Genomic DNA, 20,631 nt, shown 5'->3' with positions numbered 1-20,631 from the left:
GGAGATGGCGGTGGGAGACGTTCTAGCCCCATCGCCGCCGCATCTCAACAGAACCGGGACGCCGGAGTGTTCGCCCCGCCTTCGAGGCACCGCGTCTCCCCGCCCGCCGGCCGGCGTTGGCGGACGGGGAGACGCTGCCGGCAATCTGCCTTACTGGATGATGGTCGAGGTCTTGACGCCCAGGATGCCGTCGATCTTGGCAGCCTGCTCGGCGGTCACCGGCTTGCCGCCGATGGCGGTCAGCTGCTGGCGGGCCTCGGCAACCGCCTTGTCGCGGGCGGCGCTGTCCTTCAGCGCGTGGGCGGCCAGGATCTGCTCATGGTACTTGCCGAGCTGGACCGGAAGCTGTTCGGTCGGCTTGGCGCCCAGCTCCTTGGCGACGGCATCGGCCTGGGTCTTGGTCACTTCGGCCTTCGGGGTCGCGGCGACCTGATCATGCTTCGGCTTGGCGGCTTCGGTCTTGATGCCCTCGGTCTTGGTGGCTTCGGTCTTGGTCAGGGCCTTGCCGTCGGCCTTCTGTTCGGCCTTCGGCGCAGGCGTGGCGGTGGTGGAGTCGGTCGTCGCGGCGGGGGCGGACGTGGCCGGAGCGGCCGGAGCGACCGTTGTGGCGCCCGCGCTCAGCACGGGGGCCGTCGCCATCAGGGCGACAAACGCAAAGGTCGAAACGGACGAGCGGATACGCGACCCGAAGACGGTGCCGGACATTTGGTTTCTCCGTTTTGATGAGCGATCCTCGGTGCGGGATCGTGCTTAGATGAACGCGGCGCCGCTTCCGTTCATTCCACGCCCTTCCAAAAAATTATCAGCATTGCCCGAAAATTTTCCCGCCGGTTTTGGGCGCAGGTGACGGGGCCGGCGAAAGGGTCTAGAAAACCCACGCTTTTCCCATCCAGTCCGGACCATCCCGATGAGCCTGATCACGCCCCGCACCCCGCCCGGAACGATGGAGCTGCTGCCGCGCCAGCAGGTGGCCTTCCAGCGCATGCTGGACACCATCCGCCGCGGTTACGAGCGGTTCGGCTTCGTCCCCGTCGAGACCCCGGTGTTCGAGACGGTGGACACGCTGCTGACCAAATCGGGCGGCGAGACGGAAAAGCAGGTCTATTTCGTGCAGTCGACCGGTGCGATCCAGCAGGGCCACAAGCCCGAGCTGGCCCTGCGCTTCGACCTGACGGTGCCGCTCGCCCGCTATGTGGCGGAGCATGAGCGCGACCTCGCCTTCCCCTTCCGCCGCTACCAGATCCAGCGGGTCTACCGCGGCGAGCGGGCGCAGCGCGGGCGCTTCCGCGAATTCTACCAGTGCGACATCGACGTGATCGGCAAGGACAGCCTGTCCGCCCATTACGACGCCGAGATCCCGGCGGTCATCCACCATGTCTTCAGCGAGCTGGATTTCGGCGGCTTCACCATCAACGTGAACAACCGCAAGATCCTGCTCGGCCTGCTGGACGGGCTGGGCGTCGCCGACGCAGAGGCCCGGGTGCTGGTGCTGCGCGAGATCGACAAGCTGGACAAGATCGGCCACGACAAGGTGCGCGCCAGCCTGCTGGGCCTCGGCGTGACCGAGCATGCCGCCGACACCATCCTGTCGCTGATCGCCATGGAGGGCAGCAACGCCGAGACGCTGGCGGCGCTGGGCGCGCTCGACATCGAGAATGCCACCTTCCGCGAGGGCGTCGGCGAGCTGACCACCGTCATCGACGGGCTGACCGCCTTCCAGGTGCCGGACGGCGTGGTCCGCATCAACCTCGCGATCGCGCGCGGCCTCGACTACTACACCGGCACCGTCTACGAGACCTTCCTGAACGACCATCCCGGCATCGGCTCGGTCTGCTCGGGCGGGCGCTACGACAATCTGGCCAGCCACTACACCAAGTCGAAGCTGCCGGGCGTCGGCATCTCCATCGGCGCCACCCGGCTGTTCTACCAGTTGATGGAGGCCGGCATCATCAAGGATTCCGCCCCCACCGCGCAGGTGCTGGTGACGCAGATGGACCCGTCGCTGTCCGCCGATTATTTCCGCATGGCCAGCGAGCTGCGCGCCGCCGGCATCAACACGGAAATCCAGCTGGACGGCGGCAAGGTCGCCAAGCAGATGAAGTATGCCGACCGCGCCGGCATCCCGGTCGTGCTGCTGATGGGCTCGGACGAGAAGGCCCGGGGCACCGCGACGCTGAAGCATCTGCTGAAGGGCGAACAGGTCGAGGTCCCGCTGGCCGAGCTGGCGGCGCGGGCGAAGGCGCTGCTGGAGGGGTGAAGCCTCTGCCTTAAACCCCCTGTTAACCATGACTCCCCTACCGTTCCGGCCTACACCGACATCGTGGGTCGGGCGGCAGGGGACACGCATCCGGTATGGCGACGGCGTGGGTTCGGAAGGTGGCGCTGGCTGGGCGCTGGACGCGGCGGGCGGTGGTCGGCGTCTCGCTGGCCGTCACGCTGGCCGCGGCCGGCTATGCCGGCTGGCGGGAGATGGAGACGTCCCGCCTCCAGGCCCGGCTGCTGTCCGGCGCCGCCCAGTCGATGACCGTGTCCTTGCGCGAAGGCCCGAACCCGCAGGCGCGCTATCCCAAGCACGGGCCTTACAATGAAAGGCTGGGCTACACCGCCCTGCCCGGCCAGCTCGACGCGCTGACCCGTGACCTCTACGCCATCGAACGGCAGGCGGTACTGTCCCCGGCACTCGACCGCTTCATGGCCGGTGGCGGCTTTCCCATCTACCGGGAAAAGACGCAGGGCGGGCTGACCCTGCTCGACCGCAACGGCGCCACCATGTATGCGGCGCGCTATCCCGAGCGGGTGTTCGACGGCTTCGACGACGTGCCGAAGCTGGTCGCCGACACGCTGCTGTTCATCGAGAACCGCGAGCTGTTGGATGAGGACGAGCCGCGCCGCAACCCGGCGGTGGAGTGGGACCGATTCGGCGCGGCGGTGGCGATGCTGCCCTTGCAGGCGATCCGGTCCGGCCAGCGTTCCCCCGGCGGTTCGACGCTGGCCACCCAGATCGAGAAGTACCGCCATTCGCCGGACGGCCAGACCACCGGAAGCGTGGAAAAGCTGCGCCAGATGATGTCCGCCAGCATCCGCGCCTATCGCGACGGCGAGGACACCAGCGAGGCGCGTCGGCACATCCTGGTCGATTACCTGAACTCGACCCCGTTGACCGCAAGGCCGGGCTATGGCGAGGTCAACGGGCTGGGCGACGGGCTGTGGGCGTGGTTCGGCACCGACCTCGCCATCGCCAAGCGGGTGCTGGCCGAACCCGCGGTGGAGCCCCGCGCCCTGCGGCTGAAGGCGCTGGCCTACAAGCAGGTGCTGGCGCTGCTGCTGGCGCAGCGGCGGCCGTCCCATTACCTGATCCAGGACCGGCCGGCGCTCGACCGGCTGGCCGACGCCCATCTGCGGGCACTGGCGCAGGCCGGGGTGATCGACCCGGCGCTGCGCGACGCGGCGCTGGCCATCCCGCTGGCCTTCCGCGAGGACGCACCGCCGGCACCCGCCACCTCCTTCGTCGAGCAGAAGGCGACCAACGCCATCCGCGCCCGGCTGCTGGGCATGCTGGGGGTGCCGAGCCTCTACCAGCTCGACCGGCTCGACCTCACCGCGCAATCGACGCTGGATGCCGGGACGCAGGCCCGGGTGGTCGAGGTGCTGGGCCGGCTGAACGAGCCGGATTTCGCCCGCTCGATGGGGCTGACCGGCGAACGGCTGCTGGATGCCCGCAACAACGACCTGTCGAAGCTGGTCTATTCGATCGCACTGTACGAGCGCGGACCCGAGGCCAACTACCTGCGCGTCCAGGCCGACAATCTCGACCAGCCGCTGGACATCAACGACGGGGCGAAGCTGGATCTCGGATCGACCGCCAAGCTGCGCACGCTGGTCACATATCTGGAAATCCTGGCCGAGCTGCACAACCGCTACGCCCATCTGCCAAAGGAACTGCTAACCGACGTCGGCGACGAGGCGTCGGACACCCTGACCCGCTGGGCCACCTCCTGGCTGGCTTCCGCCCCCGACCGCCGCCTGCCGGCCATGCTGGGCGCGGCAATGGAGCGGCGCTATTCCGCCAGCCCGGGCGAGGTGTTCTTCACCGGCGGCGGCCAGCACAGCTTCGTGAACTTCAACAAGGACGACAACGGCCGGATCATGTCGGTGCAGGACGCGCTGCGCAACAGCGTCAACCTGCCCTTCATCCGGCTGATGCGCGACATCGTGCAGTTCTACATGGACGAAGGGGCCGACGACGGCGCCGACATCCTGCGCACCCCCGACCATCCGGCACGCCAGGCCTATCTCGCCCGCTTCGCCGACCGCGAGGGATCGGACTTCCTCAACCGCTTCTACAACGACTACCGCAAGCGCAGCCCGGACGAGGCGCTGGCCCGGCTGGCGACCCGCTCGCGCCCGGTGCCGCACCGGCTGGCGGTGATCTTCCGCAGTGTGCGGCCCAAGGCCGGGCTGGCCGACTTCTCCGCCTTCCTGCGCGGCCGGCTGCCGGGGGCGGCGCTGTCCGACGGCGAGCTGTCGGCGCTCTACGCCAAATACGGGCCGGACCGCTTCCCGCTGAACGATCTCGGCTATCTCGCCCGCGTCCATCCGCTGGAGCTGTGGCTGGTCGCCTATCTCCAGGAGCATCCCGGCGCCAAGCGGGCCGAGGTGCTGGCCGCCAGCGCCGACGAGCGGCAGGAAAGCTACCGCTGGCTGTTCAAGAAGGGCATGGCGGCACAGAACACCCGCATCCGCATCGGGCTGGAGGAGGAGGCGTTCCAGCGCATCACCGCCCAGTGGCACCGCGTCGGCTATCCCTTCGACAGTCTGGTGCCGTCGCTGGCGACCGCGATCGGCAGCTCGGCCGACCGCCCGGCGGCGCTGGCGGAACTGATGGGGCTGATCCTGAACGACGGGGTGCGACAACCGACGGTGAAGATCCGCTCGATGCATTTCGCCTCCGGTACGCCCTACGAGGCGAAGCTGGGGCTGGGGCCGCTGAAGGGCGAGCGCGTGCTGCACAGCGAAGTCTGCGCCACGCTGCGCCGCGCCCTGATGGACGTGGCGCAGAACGGCACCGCCAAGCGCGTCTGGGGGGCGTTCAAGGATGCGAGCGGCGCTCCGGTCCCGATGGGCGGCAAGACCGGCACCGGCGACCACCGGCTGGACCGCTGGGGGCCGGGCGGCGTTCTGCTGGAGTCCAAGGCGGTCAACCGCACCGCGACCTTCGTCTTCTACATCGGCGACCGCTTCTTCGGCACCATGACCGCCTTCGTCCATGGGCCGGAAGCCGACGACTACCGCTTCACCAGCGCCCTGCCCGCCCAGCTGCTGAAAAGCCTCGCCCCGGCGCTCCAGCCGCTGATCGACCAAGGCGTCACCCGGACCGCCGACACCGGAATGACGCCGACCGGACTGTGACGCCGGCTTTTCCCCGGCTTTTCCCGGCTTTTCCTTGACGCAGCCCCCCGTTTGCCGTAAGCACGCCGCGCACGCGTCGGCACCCCTGGAGGCCGGCGCCCTTTTCGTTTTGGAGCATCGTCATGACCAAGATCATTCCGCTCGGCGCTGAGACGCGCGAACGGGCCGGCAAGGGGACCGCCCGCCAGACCCGCCGTGACGGCCGCATTCCGGCCGTCATCTACGGTGGCAAGCAGGCTCCCCTGACCATTTCGCTCGAGAAGTTCGAGTTCACCCGCATCCTGCACCAGCCGGGCTTCTTCACCCACCTGTTCGACGTCACCGTCGACGGCGCTGCCCACCGCGTCCTGCCGCGCGACGTGCAGTTCCACCCGGTGACCGACTTCCCGCTGCATGTCGACTTCCTGCGCGTGTCGTCCGATACCCGCATCAACGTGCAGGTTCCGGTCGAGTTCGCCAACCAGGACAAGTCGGCCGGCCTGAAGCGCGGCGGCGTCCTGAACATCGTCCGTCACGAGCTGGAGCTGAGCTGCCCGGCCGACAGCATCCCCGAGCACATCACCGTGTCGTGCGAGGGCTTCGATGTCGGCGACTCGATCCACATCTCGGCGGTCAAGCTGCCGGAGGGTGTGACCTCGACGATCACCGACCGCGATTTCACCATCGCGACCATCGTTGCCCCGTCGGGCCTGAAGTCGGACGAGAACGCCGCTTCCTGATCGGAGCGTTCGTTCTTCGACGATTGGTACAGCGGGGGGCTTCGGCCCCCCGCTTCGTTTGTGGAGACTGCCTTCCAAAGGGTGAGGGACATGCTGCTTCTGGTCGGACTGGGCAACCCCGGCAACGAGTATGCCCGCAACCGTCACAACATCGGCTTCATGGCGGTGGAGACCATCGCCCAGCGCCACCGCTTCACCCCGTGGAAGAAGCGCTTCCAGGGCCAGACCGCCGAGGGCGCCGTCGCCGGCGACAAGATCCTGGCGCTGGAGCCCGGCACCTTCATGAACCTGTCCGGCCAGTCGGTGGTGGCGGCCATGCAGTTCTACAAGCTGAAGCCCGAGAATGTGGTGGTCATCCATGACGAGCTCGACCTGCCCCCCGGCAGGATCCGGGTGAAGAAGGGCGGCGGCCATGGCGGCCACAACGGCCTGCGCTCCATCGACGCGCATATCGGCAAGGAATACTGGCGCATCCGGCTCGGCATCGGCCATCCCGGCAACAAGGATCTGGTCAGCGGCTATGTCCTGCACGACTTCGCCAAGGCCGACCGGGACTGGATCGACCCGCTGCTCGACGCGGTGTCCGACAACCTGCCGCTGATCGTCGACGGCCAGCCCGAGCTGTTCATGAACAAGGTGACGGTGGCGACACAGGGCAAGTGAGGCCGCGGCACCCCACCTCCCTAGGGGCCCCCTCCCACTTCGCGTTTGCGCTTTGCCCCCCGGCGTAGGATAAAGCGCCTCAATTCCAGATAATTTCCGACGGCGAGCACCCAACCCATGGGCTTCAATTGCGGCATCGTCGGCCTGCCGAACGTCGGCAAGTCGACCCTCTTCAACGCGCTGACCGCCACCCAGGCGGCCGAGGCGGCGAATTTCCCCTTCTGCACCAAGGAGCCGAACGTCGGCCGCGTCGGCGTGCCCGACCCGCGGCAGGACAAGCTGGCCGAAATCGCCAAGTCGCAGAAGGTCGTCCCGACCCAGCTGGAGTTCGTGGACATCGCCGGCCTGATCCGCGGCGCGTCGAAGGGGGAAGGGCTGGGCAACCAGTTCCTCGCCAACATCCGCGAGGTCGACGCCATCGTCCATGTGCTGCGCTGCTTCGAAGACGACGACATCACCCATGTCGAGGGCAATGTCGATCCGCTGCGCGACGCCGAGGTGGTCGAGACCGAGCTGATGCTCGCCGACATGGACAGCCTGGAGCGCCAGCTGACCAGCCTGCAGAAGAAGGCCAAGGGCGGCGACAAGGACAGCAAGGTCAAGGCCGACCTGATGGAACGCGCACTCAAGGTGCTCCAGGACGGCAAGCCGGCCCGCGTGGTCGAGCTGTCGGACGACGAGCGGCCGGTGTTCAGGCAGTTCATGCTGCTGACCGACAAGCCGGTGCTCTATGTCTGCAACGTCGAAGAGGCGTCGGCAGCATCCGGCAACGACTTCTCCGCCAAGGTCGCCGAAAAGGCCAAGGCCGAGAATGCCGAGGTCGTCGTCATCTCCGCCGCCATCGAGTCCGAGGTCGCCCAGCTCACCGACCCGGCCGAGAAGGCCGAGTTCCTGGAATCGATGGGGCTGGAGGAAACCGGCCTGAACAAGCTGATCCGCGCCGGCTTCAAGCTGCTGGACCTGATCACCTTCTTCACCGTCGGCCCGAAGGAGACGCGCGCCTGGACCGTGCGCCGCAACGCCAAGGCCCCGGAGGCCGCCGGCGTCATCCACACCGACTTCGAACGCGGATTCATCCGTGCCGAGACCATCGACTATACCAGCTTCGTCACGCTGGGCGGCGAGCAGGGGGCGAAGGACGCCGGCAAGATGCGCCAGGAAGGCAAGGAATATGTCGTCCAGGACGGCGACATCTTCCACTTCCGCTTCAACGTCTGAGATCGGAGGGGGTAGCCGCTGACCGGCCGGCTCGGATGGGGGGAAAACGGGCGTGGCGTCCCTCCCCCGACGGGCCCCGGCAGAGGCAGCGCTTCGCCTCTTTCTTGTCACCCGACCAGCGATGTTAACTCTTTCGTAACCATATAAAATTCGTCAAGCTCTTTCGCGACATGGTTAACAAACCGACCCTGTGGTTGTTATGCCCCCATGGCCGCCATGCCGGGGCAGGCCACGGGACGGTTGTCGGGAGGGGGCTGACGGTGGCGAACACGCACGCGACGGCGAACGGGTCCAAAACACCGGAGGCATCCGGGTCCGGATTTGCGGAGCGGGTGCGCGACGCCATCGAGCGGCGGGAGCTGTCTCTGGTCTACCAGCCGCAGGCCGATGTCTTCACCAACCGCCTGACCGGGTTCGAGGCGCTGTCGCGCTGGCGCCTGTCCGACGGCACCATGCTGCCCCCCGACGTCTTCGTGCCGATGGCCGAGCAGGGCGAGGCCATCCACCTGCTGGGCGAATGGACCTTGCGGACGGCGTGTGCCGCCGCGGCGGACTGGCTGCGCGCCGGGATCACGGATGCGCCGGTGTCGGTGAACCTGTCGGCCCGGCAGCTCGACGATCCCGGGCTGGTCCGCAAGGTGCTGGGGGTGCTGGCCGACACCGGCCTGCCGGCGGCGAACCTGAAGCTGGAGCTGACCGAGACCGCCCTGTTCAGCCAGGCCGCCGAGGCGCGCGAGGCCCTGCTGCACCTGCGCGGTGCCGGGATAAGGCTGGTGCTGGACGATTTCGGCACCGGCTGGTCGTCGCTGGCGACCTTGCGGCGGGTGCCGGTCGAGGCGCTGAAGATCGACAAGCAGTTCGTCCAGGCGATGGTCGAGGATCGCGACGCCGCCGCCATCGTCCAGGCGGTGGTCGCGCTGGCCCATGCACTGGGGCTGGGCGTGGTGGCGGAAGGGGTGGAGACGCCCGAGCAGCGCACCTACCTGCAGGCCTATCGCTGCGACGCCCTGCAGGGCTATTGGCTGTCACGCCCGCTGACGACGGACGGGATTGCGGATTTCCTCGCCGGGCGGCCGCCCCTCATCGCCGACCAGGGCTCTCCTGGGCCGAGCGCTGGGCCAAGCGCTGGGCCGCCGACATCAGGATGACCCGCCGGGTCTCGTCCCATTCCGTCAGTTCCCCGGCCTCGTCGGCGGTCGCCCAGCAGGCCTCCAGCGCATCGTCGGCGCAGACCGGGTCGCCCTCCGCACTCTCCGCCGCCACCTCGACCAGCGTGTAATGGTAGTGGACGCGCCCCTCGGCATCGGGAGTGATGGCGTCGACCACGGTGACGATGCCGGTCGGCACGATCTCCAGCCCGGTTTCCTCGCGCACCTCGCGCACCGCCGTCTCGAACACGGTCTCCCCCACCGACTGGGCGCCGCCCGGCAGGCTCCACTGCCCCAGCCGCGGCGCCTTGCCCCTCCGGATCAACAGCACCCGGTCCCCGCGCCAGACGACGGCTCCGACCCCGACCCAGGGACGGTCGGGATATTCGCGGCTGGAACGGTCGGCGGACGGACTGGTCATGGATGGTCCCCTAATCGATGGCTTGACCCGGCGATGGCTTGACCCGAGGGTAGCCCGGTCCGACACTCGGACGCCAGACGCCAAGGCAACTGCACTGCACTGCGCCGCGTCGCTCCCCTGGTCATCATGGCGGCCCATGAAGCTCAACGAGATCCGCACTTTCATCGCCGTGGCCGATGCGCAGTCGGTCCAGGAGGCCGGCAACCGGCTGGGGCTGACGCAGTCGGCGGTGTCCCGGTTGATCCAGCGTCTGGAAGCCGAACTCGGCGTCACGCTGTTCGACCGCCAGACCAAACCGCTGGTGCTGACGCGCGACGGGGAACTGGCGCTGGGCCACGCCCGGCGCATCCTGGCGGCGACGAGCGACTTCAGCGATGCCTTCGCCGGATCGGCGGAGCCGCGCGGCCTCTTGCGGCTGGGAGTGGCGCATGTGCTGATCGCGCTGGCGGCCGGGCGGCCGCTGGACGACCTGCGCGCCGGCTTTCCCGGCCTGACCTTGCGGCTGCAATCCGACTGGAGCGGCCCGCTGGTCGATCAGGTCCGCAGCGGGGCGCTCGATGGCGCGCTGGTCCTGCTGTGCGAGGAGCAGGAACCGCCCGACGACCTGCCTGCCCGCCGCATCGGGGTCGAGCCGGTCAGCGTCATCGCCGCCCCCGACAATTGCACGGGCGGCAGCCCTGCCGTGAGCCTGGCCGCGATGAATGCGCGCGGCTGGGTGCTGCAGCCCAACGGCTGCCGCTACCGCAACGCGCTGCAGCAGGCGCTGGCACCGCTCGGCCTGCAGCCGAACGTGACGGTCGAGGCCTATGACCAGAGCCTGCTGGTTGGACTGGTGGCACGCGGCGTGGGATTCGGGCTGGCGCCGATGGGGCTGATTGCGCCGATCCCGGCCGCGGCGACGGTGCGGCCGGTCGATCTGCCGGATTTCCGGATGTCGGTCACGATCTGGCTGGTCCAGGCCCGGACACCGGGCCGCATCGCGCCGGTGTTCGACCGGCTGGAGGACGCGCTGCGGCGCCAGCTCGACGCCGGCCGGCGGATCGGGCGCATCGCAGCCCTGCATTCCGCTGCGGAATGACCCGCTTGCCGATTATGAATTTGTCGAACTGTTGATGCCCGCTTATCGTCGGCTGCACATCGGTTCCACAAGCACGCCGCGCAAAGCCGGCAGCATCCGGGAGGACGCCTTGACCACCGCCACCCCCAAACCGGCGCCCTCCTCCTGGAGGACACCGGCACTCGTCGTCATCTGCGGCTGCCTGATCTCGATGCTGGCCTTCGGGCCGCGGTCGAGCATGGGGCTGTTCATCGGTCCGCTGTCGGAAACCCGCGGCTGGGGGCGCGACGTCTTCGCGCTGGCGATGGCGATCCAGAACATCCTGTGGGGGGCCGGCGGCCCCTTCGCCGGGGCGCTGACCGACCGCTACGGCCCGGCACCGGTGCTGGCCGGCGGCGGCCTGCTCTATGCCGCCGGGCTGGCGCTGATGCCCTATGCCGAAACCAGCGCCGAGCTGTACCTGACGGCCGGAGTGCTGATCGGGCTCGGGCTGTCGGGCGCGTCCTTCGGGATCATCATCGCCGGCTTCACCCGGCTGCTGCCGCCGGAACAGCGCAGCTGGTCGGTCGGCATCGCCACCGCCGCAGGATCGATGGGCCAGTTCCTGTTCGCGCCGATGGGCCAGGCCTTCATCGCCGGCTTCGGCTGGCAGACCGCCCTGATGCTGATGGCAGCCTCGATGATCGCGGTGCCGCTGCTGGCCGGCGTCTTCCCCGGCCCCAAGGGCATGGCGGCCGGCGGCGTGCCGGCGGTGACCGGCGCCAACATCGGATACGTCGCCGCGGTGCGCCAGGCCTTCCAGCACCGCAGCTATGTGCTGCTGGTCGCCGGCTTCTTCGTCTGCGGCTTCCAGCTGGCCTTCATCACCACCCATCTGCCACCCTACCTGACCGCCGCCGGGATCAGCCCGTCGCTGGCCGCCTGGGCATTGGCGCTGATCGGGCTGTTCAACGTCATGGGCTCCTACGCGTCGGGCGTGCTGGCCGGCAAGATGAGCAAGCGCTACCTGCTGTGCGCCAACTACTTCTCGCGCGGGATCGCCACCGCCGCCTTCATCCTGCTGCCGATCTCGCCGGTGACGGTGATCGCCTACGCCGCAGTGATGGGCCTGCTGTGGCTGTCCACCGTACCGCCGACCTCCGGTCTGGTCGCGCTGATGTTCGGCACCCGCTACATGGGCACGCTCTACGGCTTCGCCTTCTTCAGCCATCAGGTCGGCGGCTTCCTGGGCGTCTGGCTGGGCGGCGTGCTGTACGAACGCACCGGATCCTATGACGTGGTCTGGTGGCTGGGCGTGGCGCTGGCCATGTTCGCGACCATCATCCATTGGCCGATCGCCGAAAAGCCCGCGCCGTCGCTGGCCGCGGCCGAGGCGAAGGCGTAGGATGGACGGCATGAGCGACGGCCCCTCCTCCCCCCTCCCGATCGGCCACGGCCTTGCGGCGGCGCTGCTGGGCGCCGTCCTGCTGGTGTGGGCGGGGCTGATGGGGCTGTCGCTGCAACGGGCCGCCCTGCCGGACACGACCGACGGGCTGATGCTGGCGGTCTTCAGCCCCGGCACCGGCGACGACGAGGCGCTGGCGGCGATGGTGCGGGCGGGGGGCGAGCCGGTACGCCCCACCTGGCTCGGATTCGCCTGGGTCGCCCGTGGGATCGAGCCCGGCTTCGTCGGCCGGCTGAAGGCCGAGGGGGCGGTGGCCGCCTTCGGCGAGCTTCCGGTCGGCCCGACGCTGGGCGGCTGCACCGCCACCCCGGTCGACACCGCCCGGATCGCCGCCACCCGCCTGCAATAGCCACCCCTTTCCGCAAGAGCGGGCGAGCGTGGGCGTCACCAACGGTGGACGTGCGGCGCTTGCGGTGTCATAGTGCGGCCCGCATTCGACCAGCCCCGTTTCGGCGGGGCCAGACTCCGGAATTCGTGAGCGACGATGAGCGAGCCGATCTCCCTGTTCACCAAACTGGCGAACATCCACATCCGTTACGTCACGTGGCGTCGGGGCGCCAAGGTCGGCAGCGACCGCTTCGGCAACGTCTATTACCGCAGCAAGAAGACCCAGCCCGGCACGCGCGAGCGCCGCTGGGTGCTCTATGCCGGCGAGCCCGACGCGTCGAAGATCCCGCCGGAATGGCACGGCTGGCTGCACCACACCACCAAGGAGCCGCTGCCCGAGGGGTCGAGCGCCTTCCACAAGCCGTGGCAGAAGGAGCATCTGCCGAACATGTCCGGTTCGGTCCAGGCCTATCGCCCGCCCGGCCATGTGCTGGCCGGCGGCCAGCGGGTGCCGGCCAGCGGCGACTACGAGCCCTGGTCACCGAACTGAGCTCCGTCAGGCCTGACCGTCACGTCAGAGCGGAAAACCCGGCCCGTTTCGGGCCGGGTTTCGATTCGGGAACTCGCAGCAGGATAGCCTCATGCGCCGGAATGTGATCGAAACCGTGCTGGGCGGCGTCGTGCTCGCCGTGGCCGCCGTGTTCCTTACCTTCGCCTACAAAAGCGCCGACCTGCGCAAGGTGCAGGGTTACGACATCACCGCCAACTTCAGCAGCATCACCGGCCTGCAGAGCGGTGCCGACGTGCGCATCAGCGGCGTGAAGGTCGGCACGGTCACCGGACTGACACTCGATCCGACCAGCTATCAGGCGGTCGTGCACCTGTCGGTCGACAATTCGGTGAAACTGCCCAGGGACACCGCCGCGGTCATCGCCTCGGAAAGCCTGCTGGGCGGCAAGTTCCTGTCGCTGGAGCCGGGCGGCGATCCCGACCTGATCAAGCCGAACGGCAAGATCGAATTCACCCAGAGCACGCCGGGCCTGGAACAGCTTCTGGGCCAGGTCATCTTCTCGCTGCAGAGCATGAGCAAGCCGGCCGACCAGTCCGCCGGCGGCCAATCCTCCTCGCAGGCCCCGGCCCAGCCGCCGAAGCTGTAACCGGGCAATCGGCGCGCAGCGCCGGAACCCACGCCTACGCTCAAGCGTTCCTCCCGGTCCCATGGCGATGCCGAGGCGGCGTCGCCGGACCACGAAGCGGGAGGAAATGCGATGCGCCCATCCCTATTGGCCGCGTTCGGACTGGTCCTTGCGACCACCGCCTGCGGCAACGGCATGGAGGAGAAGTCGGCCAGCGGCGGGCTGGGTGGTGCAGCCGCCGGTGCCGGCGGGGGTGTGGCGACCCAGGCGATCGGAGAGCGCGAACAGAGCGGCAGCGGCTCCACCTACAGCGCCCCGGCCTCGCGCAGCACCGCCACCCGCTGATCCACCCGCTCGGCACAGGTCACTCCGGCGTTGCCGGCCTCTGGACGCCACCCCGCCTTCCGGGCTAGAAGGCGGAGCGCCTCCGGCATTGCCCCGGCAGGCTGGAACCGGCCTGCCGGGGCAATGCCGGAGGCGCCGTCCGCAACAACGGAAGCGATCCGACGTGACGAGACTCCCGAGCTTTTTCCAGAGATCCGCTTGCCTGATGGCCGCCGCGGCAGTGTTGGCGCCGCTGGCCGTTCATGCGGCCCCGGTCCCGAGCCAGATGATCGAGCAACAGGCGGCCAAGCTGCAATGGCTGGACAAGGTGACCGCCCGCACATCGACCTTCGCCATCAAGGTGGGGGAGACGAAGGCGATGGGCAGCCTGCGCATCACGTTGCGCGCCTGCCGCGAGAACCCGCCCATCGAGACGCCCGAATCCGCCGCCTTCCTCGAGGTGGTGGAAATCAAGCCGGGCGAGCAGGCGGAACAGGCTTTCAGCGGCTGGATGTTCGCATCGAGCCCCGCCCTGTCGGCGATGGAGAACCCGATCTACGACGTCTGGGTATTGGGCTGCGAGCAGTAACGCAGCGCCGGCCAGGGCAGCAGTGCCCTGGACCGCCGCCCTGGCCCTTCAGCAGCAACCGTCACGCGGCACCGGGGACATCACCGGTGCCGGCACAATCATTCCGCAACCGCGGCGACCGGATTGCCCAGCGCCTTGCCCAGATAATCGTCCACCTGCACCGCAAGGTCGTCGGTGCGGTTGACGAAGAAGTGGCTGGCGCCGGGGACGACGCGATGGTCGATGCGGATATCCTTCTGGTGCGACAGCTTGGTCACCAGCTTGCTCACCGCGGCCTGGGGCACCACCTCGTCCTTGTCGCCGTGGATGATCAGACCCGAGGACGGGCACGGCGCCAGAAACGAGAAGTCGAACAGGTTGGCCGGCGGCGAGACCGAGACGAAGCCGTCGATCTCCGGCCGGCGCATCAGCAGCTGCATGCCGATCCAGGCGCCGAACGACACGCCGCCGATCCAGCACAGCGGCGCGTTCGGGTTGTAGGTCTGCAGCCAGTCGAGCGCCGCCGCCGCATCGGCCAGTTCGCCTTCCCCCTTGTCGTAGGTGCCCTGGCTGCGCCCGACGCCGCGGAAGTTGAAGCGCAGGGCCGAATAGCCGCGCTTCGTGAAGGACTGGAACAGGGTGAAGACCACCTTGTTGTTCATCGTCCCATTGTGCTGCGGGTGCGGATGCAACAGCAGCGCGACCGGGGCGTTCGGCTGTGTGCCATGGGTGTAACGGCCTTCCAGGCGACCGGCGGGACCGTTGAAGAGCACTTCAGGCATGGGAACGACGTTCCTGACGCGGACAAAGGGTTGTTGGGAGCGCCGCAGCGACGAACCGGAGATCATCCGGCAGCCGCCCCGGCGCAAGGGCCTCCCGGCCCGTCATGGATTTTCCCGCCTTGGAGTGGGGTTTTCCGCACACAATTCTTGACCGTTTTGCTTGGTCATCATATATGCGTCGTAACGTCCTCCGGGGCAACCCGCCTGACTAGCCCGATCGGCCCTGGCGCCGGCGGGACCTTCCGGTCCGGAACCGAGAGGTTCCGACCGGCCGATGCCTGGCACGGGCGGCCGATGAGAGCGGCGGACTATACCACGGCGGGTGACGGCGTGTTCAAGCATCTTCGCGAAGAGATCGACGGGATCATGGCACGCGACCCCGCGGCGCGCTCCCGGGTGGAGGTGGCGTTGTGCTACCCCGGATTGCACGCGATCCTGCTTCACCGCATCGCCCGGCGCTGCCGCGACGCCGGATGGCCCCTGACCGCCCGGCTGGTCTCGCAGATCGCCCGCACGCTGACCGGCATCGAAATCCATCCCGGCGCCACCATCGGCCGCCGCTTCTTCATCGACCACGGCATGGGCGTCGTGATCGGCGAGACGGCCGAGATCGGCGACGACGTCATGCTCTACCACGGCGTCACGCTGGGCGGCACCTCGCTGAACCCGGGCAAGCGCCATCCGACACTGGACGACGGCGTGATCGTCGGCGCCGGCGCCAAGATCCTGGGCGCCATCATCGTCGGGCGCGGCGCCCGCATCGGCGCCAACGCCGTGGTGGTGGCCGACGTGCCCGCCGGCACCGCCGTGGTCGGCATCCCGGCGAAGCCGGTCGCCCCGCGCGACCGGGCGGAGACCGGGAAGTTCCTACCCTACGGCACGCCCTGCGGCGACATCCCCGACCCGGTGGCGCGCGCGCTGTCCGGCCTGCTCGACCAGGTGACAGCCTTGCAGGCCCGGGTCGGCGAGCTGGAGGCGGTCCGGCCTGACCTTCCCCCCCATTCCCCCCCTCATTCCCCCCACGCACCGATCGAGACGGTGACGTCCCGCAATGGCGGGATGCACGATGCACAAGGAGAAACGCGATGAGACTCAGCACCAAGGGACGCTATGCCGTGATGGCGATGGTCGATCTGGCCGCGACCAGCCAGGGCAGCCCCGTCGCGCTGGCCGACATCGCGGAGCGCCAGGAGATCTCCCTGTCCTACCTGGAGCAGCTCTTCGCCAAGCTGCGCAAGGGCGGGCTGGTCAAGAGCGTGCGCGGCCCCGGCGGCGGCTATCTGCTGGCCCATCCGGCCGACGCCACCCGGGTGTCCGACATCATCCTGGCGGTCGACGAGCCGATCCGCACCACCCGCTGCGCCAACGGCACGCCCCAGGGCTGCCGCACCAACCGCTCGCGCTGCCTGACCCACGATCTGTGGGAAGAGCTGGGCAACCAGATCCATATGTATCTCAGCTCGGTCACGGTGGCCGACGTGGTGGAGCGGCGGATCATCGGCACCAGCGGCCTGAACCTGCTGCGGCCGCCCGCTCCCGCCGAGACCGGCGCCGCCGTCGCCGCGGAATGACACCGGACCCGGGCAAGCCTGCAAAGTGACCATTCCGTTCGGCATTTCGTTCGGCCGCACCGGCATCTATCTGGACCACAACGCCACCACCCCGCTGAAGCCGGAGGTGAAGGCGGCGATGGTCCAGGCGATGGATCTGGTCGGCAACCCGTCCTCCGTGCATGCGTTCGGCCGCAGCGCCCGCCGCGCGGTGGACGAGGCGCGGGCAGCCGTCGCTGCACTCGTCGGCGCCAAGCCTGCCCAGGTGCTGTTCACCGGCAGCGGGACGGAGGCAAACAACTTCGCCCTGCGCGGCTTCCCCGGCCGCCCCGTCCTGACATCCGCCATCGAGCATGAGTCAGTGCTGGCGGCCTGTCCTGACGCCTTGCGTTTCGGCGTGATCCGCGACGGCATCGCCGACCTCGACCAGTTGGACCGGCGACTGGCCGAAGGCGGACCGGCGCTGGTCTCGCTGATGCTGGTGAACAACGAGACCGGGGTGATCCAGCCGGTGGCCGACGCCGCACGGATCGCCCGCGCCCATGGCGCGCTGATCCATTGCGACGCGGTGCAGGCGGCCGGCCGGCTGCCGCTGTCCCTGCCCGCTCTCGGCGTCGACCTGATGACGCTGTCGGCCCACAAGTTGGGCGGCCCCACCGGCGTCGGCGCCCTGATCCTGGCCGACGGGCTGGAGCCCGAGGCGCTGATCCGCGGCGGCGGTCAGGAGCGGCGCAAGCGCGCCGGCACCGAGAACCTGCTGGGCATCGTCGGCTTCGGCGCGGCGGCGCGGCTGGCGCTGGACGAGCCGGCGGCAGAGGGGATGCGGGCGGCGGACCTCGCGGCCCTGCGCGACCGGCTGGAGCGGGAGGCGCTGGCGGCCGTGCCGCAGGCCCGCGTGATGGGCGCCGGCGCAGGACGGGTCGCCAATACCAGCTGCCTGATGCTGCCCGGGTTGCCGGGCGAAACGCAGGTGATGACGCTCGACCTCGCCGGAGTGGCCGTCAGCGCCGGGTCGGCCTGCTCCAGCGGCAAGGTGAAGCCCTCCCATGTGCTGGCGGCGATGGGCGAGGACGAGCGGTCCGCCGCCAGCACCATCAGGGTCAGCCTCGGCTGGACCAGCGACGACGAGGCGGTGGACCGTTTCCTGGCCGCCTGGACCGCGATGGCCCGGCGAAGCATGCCTGCGAATGGCTGAGGACTCCGCCGGCACCTCCGCTGCCGATACGACCTCCGGCTCCGGGGCGGTTACCGCGCGACCTTCTGTCTTCCACCTGCCCAGTCCGCATTCGCGCATTGCGCCGGATGCGGCTTCTGGGTATGACCCCGCGGAAGGCCAGCCGATCAGCGGCCATAGCCTCCTGTCGGACAATCGATCTCATCGACCGATCCCTCTGACATTTTGACGGACCGCGCATGACCAGTTCCAAATCCGGCCCGCCCGGCAGCAGCGGCGGCATTTCCGGCAGCATCGCCGGCGATCTGGAGCCCTGCGGCGCCTGCGGCCGCTCGGTGGCGCCGCGCGCGCTGTTCTGCCATGCCTGCGGTGCCGCGCAGCCGCCCCGGCCGCTCGATCCCTTCACCCGGCTCGGGCTGGAACGGCGCTTCGACATCGACCTGGACCAGTTGGCGAAGCAGCATGCCGGCTTCTCCCGCGCCATGGACCCGGAGCGCTTCGCCGCCCGCGGTCCGCGCCAGCAGGCCAACGCCAAGGCGCAGGCCGATGCGCTGCATGACGCCTACGAGGTGCTGCGCGACCCGATCCGCCGCGCCCATGCGCTGCTCGCCCTGCTGGGCGGCACGCCCGTCACCGACGACGAGGACGAGGAGATCGCCGACCTCGCCGCCCGGCTGGCCCGGGCCGACGACGCGCCGGAACTGGATCGCATCGGGCTGGACCTGGGCCAGCGGGTCGAGGCCTGCATAAAATACCTGCCGCCGGCCTTCCGCAAGGCGCAGGGCACAGGCTCGGCCGATGGCAACGCGCTGGAAGGCGCCGCCCGCATCCTGGCCCGGCTGGAACGGCTGGAGGCGATGGCTGCCGATGCCCGCGCCCGCCGCGTCGCCCGGACCCAGCCGCATCCCTGAACCGCACCCCGTGACCGTCGCGGCCGGACCGTACCGCCATCGGTCGCCACCCCGGGGCAACCCCCGATCAACCCCCGCTAGGCAACCTTAGAAAAAACGAGGACCCCATGCCCAAGATGACCTTCATCGAGTCCGATGGCAGCCGCCGCGAGGTGGACGCCCCGCTCGGCCTGTCCGTGCTGGAGATCGCGCACAAGAACAGCCTGGATCTGGAAGGCGCCTGCGAGGGCTCGCTGGCCTGCTCCACCTGCCATGTCGTGATCGAGCCGGAATGGTTCGACGTCCTGCCGGACGCGCAGGAGGACGAGGAGGACATGCTGGATCTCGCCTTCGGCCTGACCAAGACCTCGCGTCTCGGCTGCCAGATCATCATGACCGAAGAGCTCGACGGTCTGGTCGTCCGCCTGCCGGGCGGCAGCAACAACGCCATGAAGGGCTGACGTCCGGGGCAAAAGGGGAAGCCATTCCCGCCGCCGGGGCCGCATCGACATCCGTCGCCTGCGCCCCGGCGGCCCTTTTCCCCTTTCCCGCACGCCTGCCCGCCCCATATAGGGCGCCATGAACTCCCTCGGTCTCCCGAAAGCCCCCCAGGACACCCGAATCGTCGTGGCGATGTCCGGCGGGGTGGATTCCTCCGTCACCGCCGCCCTGCTGCGGGAGGAGGGCTATGACGTCGTCGGCATCACCCTGCAGCTCTACGACCACGGGCTGGCCCTGCAGAAGCCAGGCGCCTGCTGCGCCGGGCAGGACATCTACGACGCCCGCCAGGTCGCCGACCGCATCGGCATCCCGCATTACGTCCTGGATTACGAAGGCCGCTTCAGCCAGGACGTGATGGACGATTTCGCCGACAGCTATCTGCGCGGCGAGACGCCGATCCCCTGCGTCCGCTGCAACCAGCGCGTCAAGTTCCGCGACCTGCTGAACACCGCCCGCGACCTCGGTGCCGACGCACTCGCCACCGGCCATTACGTCCGCCGCGTCGCCGGCCCGCAGGGCGCCGAGCTGCACCGCGGCATCGACCCCGCCAAGGACCAGAGCTATTTCCTGTTCGCCACCACGCGCGAGCAGCTGGATTTCCTGCGCTTCCCGCTGGGCGGCCTGGGCAAGCCGGAGACCCGCGCGCTGGCCGGGCGTTTCGGCCTGGAGGTCGCGGCCAAGCCGGACAGCCAGGACATCTGCTTCGTCCCCAACGGCAACTATGCCGAGGTGGTGGCGAAGCTGCGCCCCGGCTCGGTCGAACCGGGCGACATCGTCCATGTCGACGGCCGCGTGCTTGGCCGCCACAAGGGGGTGGTCCATTACACGGTGGGGCAGCGCAAGGGGCTGGGAATCGGCGGTATCCGCGGCCAGGAGGAGGAGGCGCTCTACGTCGTCCGGCTGGAGCCGGCCCGCCGCCGCGTCGTCGTCGGCCCGCGCCGCGACCTCGCCCGGTCGCTGGTGACGGTGCGCGACGTCAACTGGCTCGGCCCGGAGCCGGCCGACGGCGACGGCATCGAGGTGTCGGTGAAGCTGCGCTCCGCCCAGCCGGCGGCGGCCGCGGTCTGGCGTTCCGGCACCGGCGGCACCGCCGCGGTCGAACTGCGCGAGCCCCAGCACGGCATCGCCCCCGGCCAGGCCTGCGTCGTCTACCAGGGCGACCGCGTGCTGGGCGGAGGCTGGATTTCCGCGACCGCCGGGGGTGTCGAAGCCAGTTGAATCAGCGGCTTATCCAGAGTTCCGGGGCGTTCCCGGAAAAAAACGCACCCCCCGATAATTCCGCGTTGACAGGCCAAGCCGC

22 protein-coding genes are annotated in these 20,631 nt (G+C 69.2%); 19 read left to right on the top strand and 3 right to left on the bottom strand.

The window, feature by feature from the left end; genetic code table 11:
* Positions 1-150 precede the first annotated feature (150 nt).
* A complete protein-coding gene (locus AL072_RS08875) occupies positions 151-705 on the bottom strand; it encodes a hypothetical protein (RefSeq protein ID WP_045580638.1) in 555 nt (184 codons plus the stop codon).
* Between the two features lie 202 nt (positions 706-907).
* On the opposite strand from AL072_RS08875, the gene hisS reads away from it, so the two are divergent.
* The 6 genes from hisS to AL072_RS08845 all read left to right on the top strand — a co-directional run bounded on the left by hisS (position 908) and on the right by AL072_RS08845 (position 9,157).
* Positions 908-2,257, top strand: coding sequence for a histidine--tRNA ligase (gene hisS, locus AL072_RS08870; RefSeq protein ID WP_045580639.1), 1,350 nt, complete (start codon positions 908-910; stop codon positions 2,255-2,257).
* Between the two features lie 95 nt (positions 2,258-2,352).
* Positions 2,353-5,409 carry a transglycosylase domain-containing protein gene (locus AL072_RS08865; RefSeq protein ID WP_045580640.1) on the top strand — a complete coding sequence of 1,019 codons (3,057 nt, stop codon included), beginning with the start codon at positions 2,353-2,355 and terminating at the stop codon, positions 5,407-5,409.
* 122 nt (positions 5,410-5,531) lie between these two features.
* A complete protein-coding gene (locus AL072_RS08860) occupies positions 5,532-6,128 on the top strand; it encodes a 50S ribosomal protein L25/general stress protein Ctc (RefSeq protein ID WP_045580641.1) in 597 nt (198 codons plus the stop codon).
* Positions 6,129-6,218: 90 nt separating this feature from the next.
* Complete coding sequence (gene pth / locus AL072_RS08855; protein WP_045580642.1) at positions 6,219-6,791, top strand: aminoacyl-tRNA hydrolase; 573 nt, start codon at positions 6,219-6,221, stop codon at positions 6,789-6,791.
* Positions 6,792-6,908: 117 nt separating this feature from the next.
* Positions 6,909-8,009 (top strand): redox-regulated ATPase YchF, encoded by a 1,101-nt coding sequence (ychF, locus tag AL072_RS08850; protein ID WP_045580643.1) that lies wholly within the window; start codon positions 6,909-6,911, stop codon positions 8,007-8,009.
* Between the two features lie 260 nt (positions 8,010-8,269).
* Positions 8,270-9,157 carry an EAL domain-containing protein gene (locus tag AL072_RS08845; protein ID WP_045580644.1) on the top strand — a complete coding sequence of 296 codons (888 nt, stop codon included), beginning with the start codon at positions 8,270-8,272 and terminating at the stop codon, positions 9,155-9,157.
* On the opposite strand, the gene AL072_RS08840 is transcribed toward AL072_RS08845, so the two are convergent.
* Complete coding sequence (locus tag AL072_RS08840; RefSeq protein WP_045580645.1) at positions 9,090-9,578, bottom strand: NUDIX hydrolase; 489 nt, start codon at positions 9,576-9,578, stop codon at positions 9,090-9,092. The genes AL072_RS08845 and AL072_RS08840 overlap by 68 nt on opposite strands.
* A 136-nt stretch (positions 9,579-9,714) precedes the next feature.
* Here AL072_RS08840 and AL072_RS08835 point away from each other — a divergent pair, with 136 nt between their 5' ends.
* From AL072_RS08835 to AL072_RS08805, 7 genes are all read left to right on the top strand, one after another.
* Complete coding sequence (locus AL072_RS08835) at positions 9,715-10,656, top strand: LysR family transcriptional regulator (RefSeq protein ID WP_045580646.1); 942 nt, start codon at positions 9,715-9,717, stop codon at positions 10,654-10,656.
* A 109-nt stretch (positions 10,657-10,765) separates the two neighbouring features.
* Positions 10,766-12,019: an MFS transporter gene (locus AL072_RS08830; protein ID WP_045582370.1), complete on the top strand. Its 1,254-nt coding sequence runs from the start codon at positions 10,766-10,768 to the stop codon at positions 12,017-12,019.
* Positions 12,020-12,029: 10 nt separating this feature from the next.
* Positions 12,030-12,428, top strand: coding sequence for a hypothetical protein (locus tag AL072_RS08825; RefSeq protein WP_045582371.1), 399 nt, complete (start codon positions 12,030-12,032; stop codon positions 12,426-12,428).
* 135 nt (positions 12,429-12,563) lie between these two features.
* Positions 12,564-12,956, top strand: a complete 393-nt coding sequence (locus AL072_RS08820; protein WP_045580647.1) for an NADH:ubiquinone oxidoreductase subunit NDUFA12 — start codon at positions 12,564-12,566, stop codon at positions 12,954-12,956.
* A 91-nt stretch (positions 12,957-13,047) separates the two neighbouring features.
* On the top strand, positions 13,048-13,563 hold the full coding sequence (gene mlaD / locus AL072_RS08815) for an outer membrane lipid asymmetry maintenance protein MlaD (protein ID WP_045580648.1): 516 nt from the start codon (positions 13,048-13,050) through the stop codon (positions 13,561-13,563).
* 111 nt (positions 13,564-13,674) lie between these two features.
* Complete coding sequence (locus tag AL072_RS08810; RefSeq protein WP_144428180.1) at positions 13,675-13,887, top strand: hypothetical protein; 213 nt, start codon at positions 13,675-13,677, stop codon at positions 13,885-13,887.
* A 205-nt stretch (positions 13,888-14,092) separates the two neighbouring features.
* A complete protein-coding gene (locus tag AL072_RS08805; RefSeq protein ID WP_052709894.1) occupies positions 14,093-14,455 on the top strand; it encodes a DUF2155 domain-containing protein in 363 nt (120 codons plus the stop codon).
* 98 nt (positions 14,456-14,553) lie between these two features.
* Here AL072_RS08805 and AL072_RS08800 read toward each other — a convergent pair whose 3' ends face one another.
* Positions 14,554-15,216 carry an alpha/beta hydrolase gene (locus AL072_RS08800; RefSeq protein WP_045580651.1) on the bottom strand — a complete coding sequence of 221 codons (663 nt, stop codon included), beginning with the start codon at positions 15,214-15,216 and terminating at the stop codon, positions 14,554-14,556.
* A gap of 294 nt (positions 15,217-15,510) precedes the next feature.
* Between AL072_RS08800 and epsC the strand changes: the two genes are divergently transcribed.
* The 6 genes from epsC (at position 15,511) to mnmA (ending at position 20,549) form a co-directional block, all read left to right on the top strand.
* A complete protein-coding gene (gene epsC, locus AL072_RS08795; RefSeq protein ID WP_045580652.1) occupies positions 15,511-16,305 on the top strand; it encodes a serine O-acetyltransferase EpsC in 795 nt (264 codons plus the stop codon).
* On the top strand, positions 16,302-16,787 hold the full coding sequence (locus tag AL072_RS08790) for an Rrf2 family transcriptional regulator (RefSeq protein ID WP_045580653.1): 486 nt from the start codon (positions 16,302-16,304) through the stop codon (positions 16,785-16,787). Before epsC ends, AL072_RS08790 begins: the two co-directional genes overlap by 4 nt.
* 25 nt (positions 16,788-16,812) lie before the next feature.
* Positions 16,813-17,961 carry a cysteine desulfurase family protein gene (locus AL072_RS08785; protein ID WP_082108814.1) on the top strand — a complete coding sequence of 383 codons (1,149 nt, stop codon included), beginning with the start codon at positions 16,813-16,815 and terminating at the stop codon, positions 17,959-17,961.
* Positions 17,962-18,179: 218 nt separating this feature from the next.
* The gene (locus AL072_RS08780; protein WP_045580654.1) at positions 18,180-18,851 is read left to right on the top strand and encodes a molecular chaperone DnaJ; all 672 of its coding nucleotides are present in this window, start codon (positions 18,180-18,182) and stop codon (positions 18,849-18,851) included.
* A gap of 107 nt (positions 18,852-18,958) precedes the next feature.
* Positions 18,959-19,291, top strand: a complete 333-nt coding sequence (locus tag AL072_RS08775; protein ID WP_045580655.1) for a ferredoxin family 2Fe-2S iron-sulfur cluster binding protein — start codon at positions 18,959-18,961, stop codon at positions 19,289-19,291.
* Between the two features lie 118 nt (positions 19,292-19,409).
* Positions 19,410-20,549: a tRNA 2-thiouridine(34) synthase MnmA gene (gene mnmA / locus AL072_RS08770; RefSeq protein ID WP_045580656.1), complete on the top strand. Its 1,140-nt coding sequence runs from the start codon at positions 19,410-19,412 to the stop codon at positions 20,547-20,549.
* Positions 20,550-20,631: the final 82 nt, after the last annotated feature.

The sequence above is a fragment of the Azospirillum thiophilum genome (genome assembly GCF_001305595.1).
Lineage (GTDB): Bacteria > Pseudomonadota > Alphaproteobacteria > Azospirillales > Azospirillaceae > Azospirillum > Azospirillum thiophilum.
The sequence above is the reverse complement of the archived record's forward strand: the minus strand, read 5'-3'. Positions and strand labels throughout refer to the sequence as shown.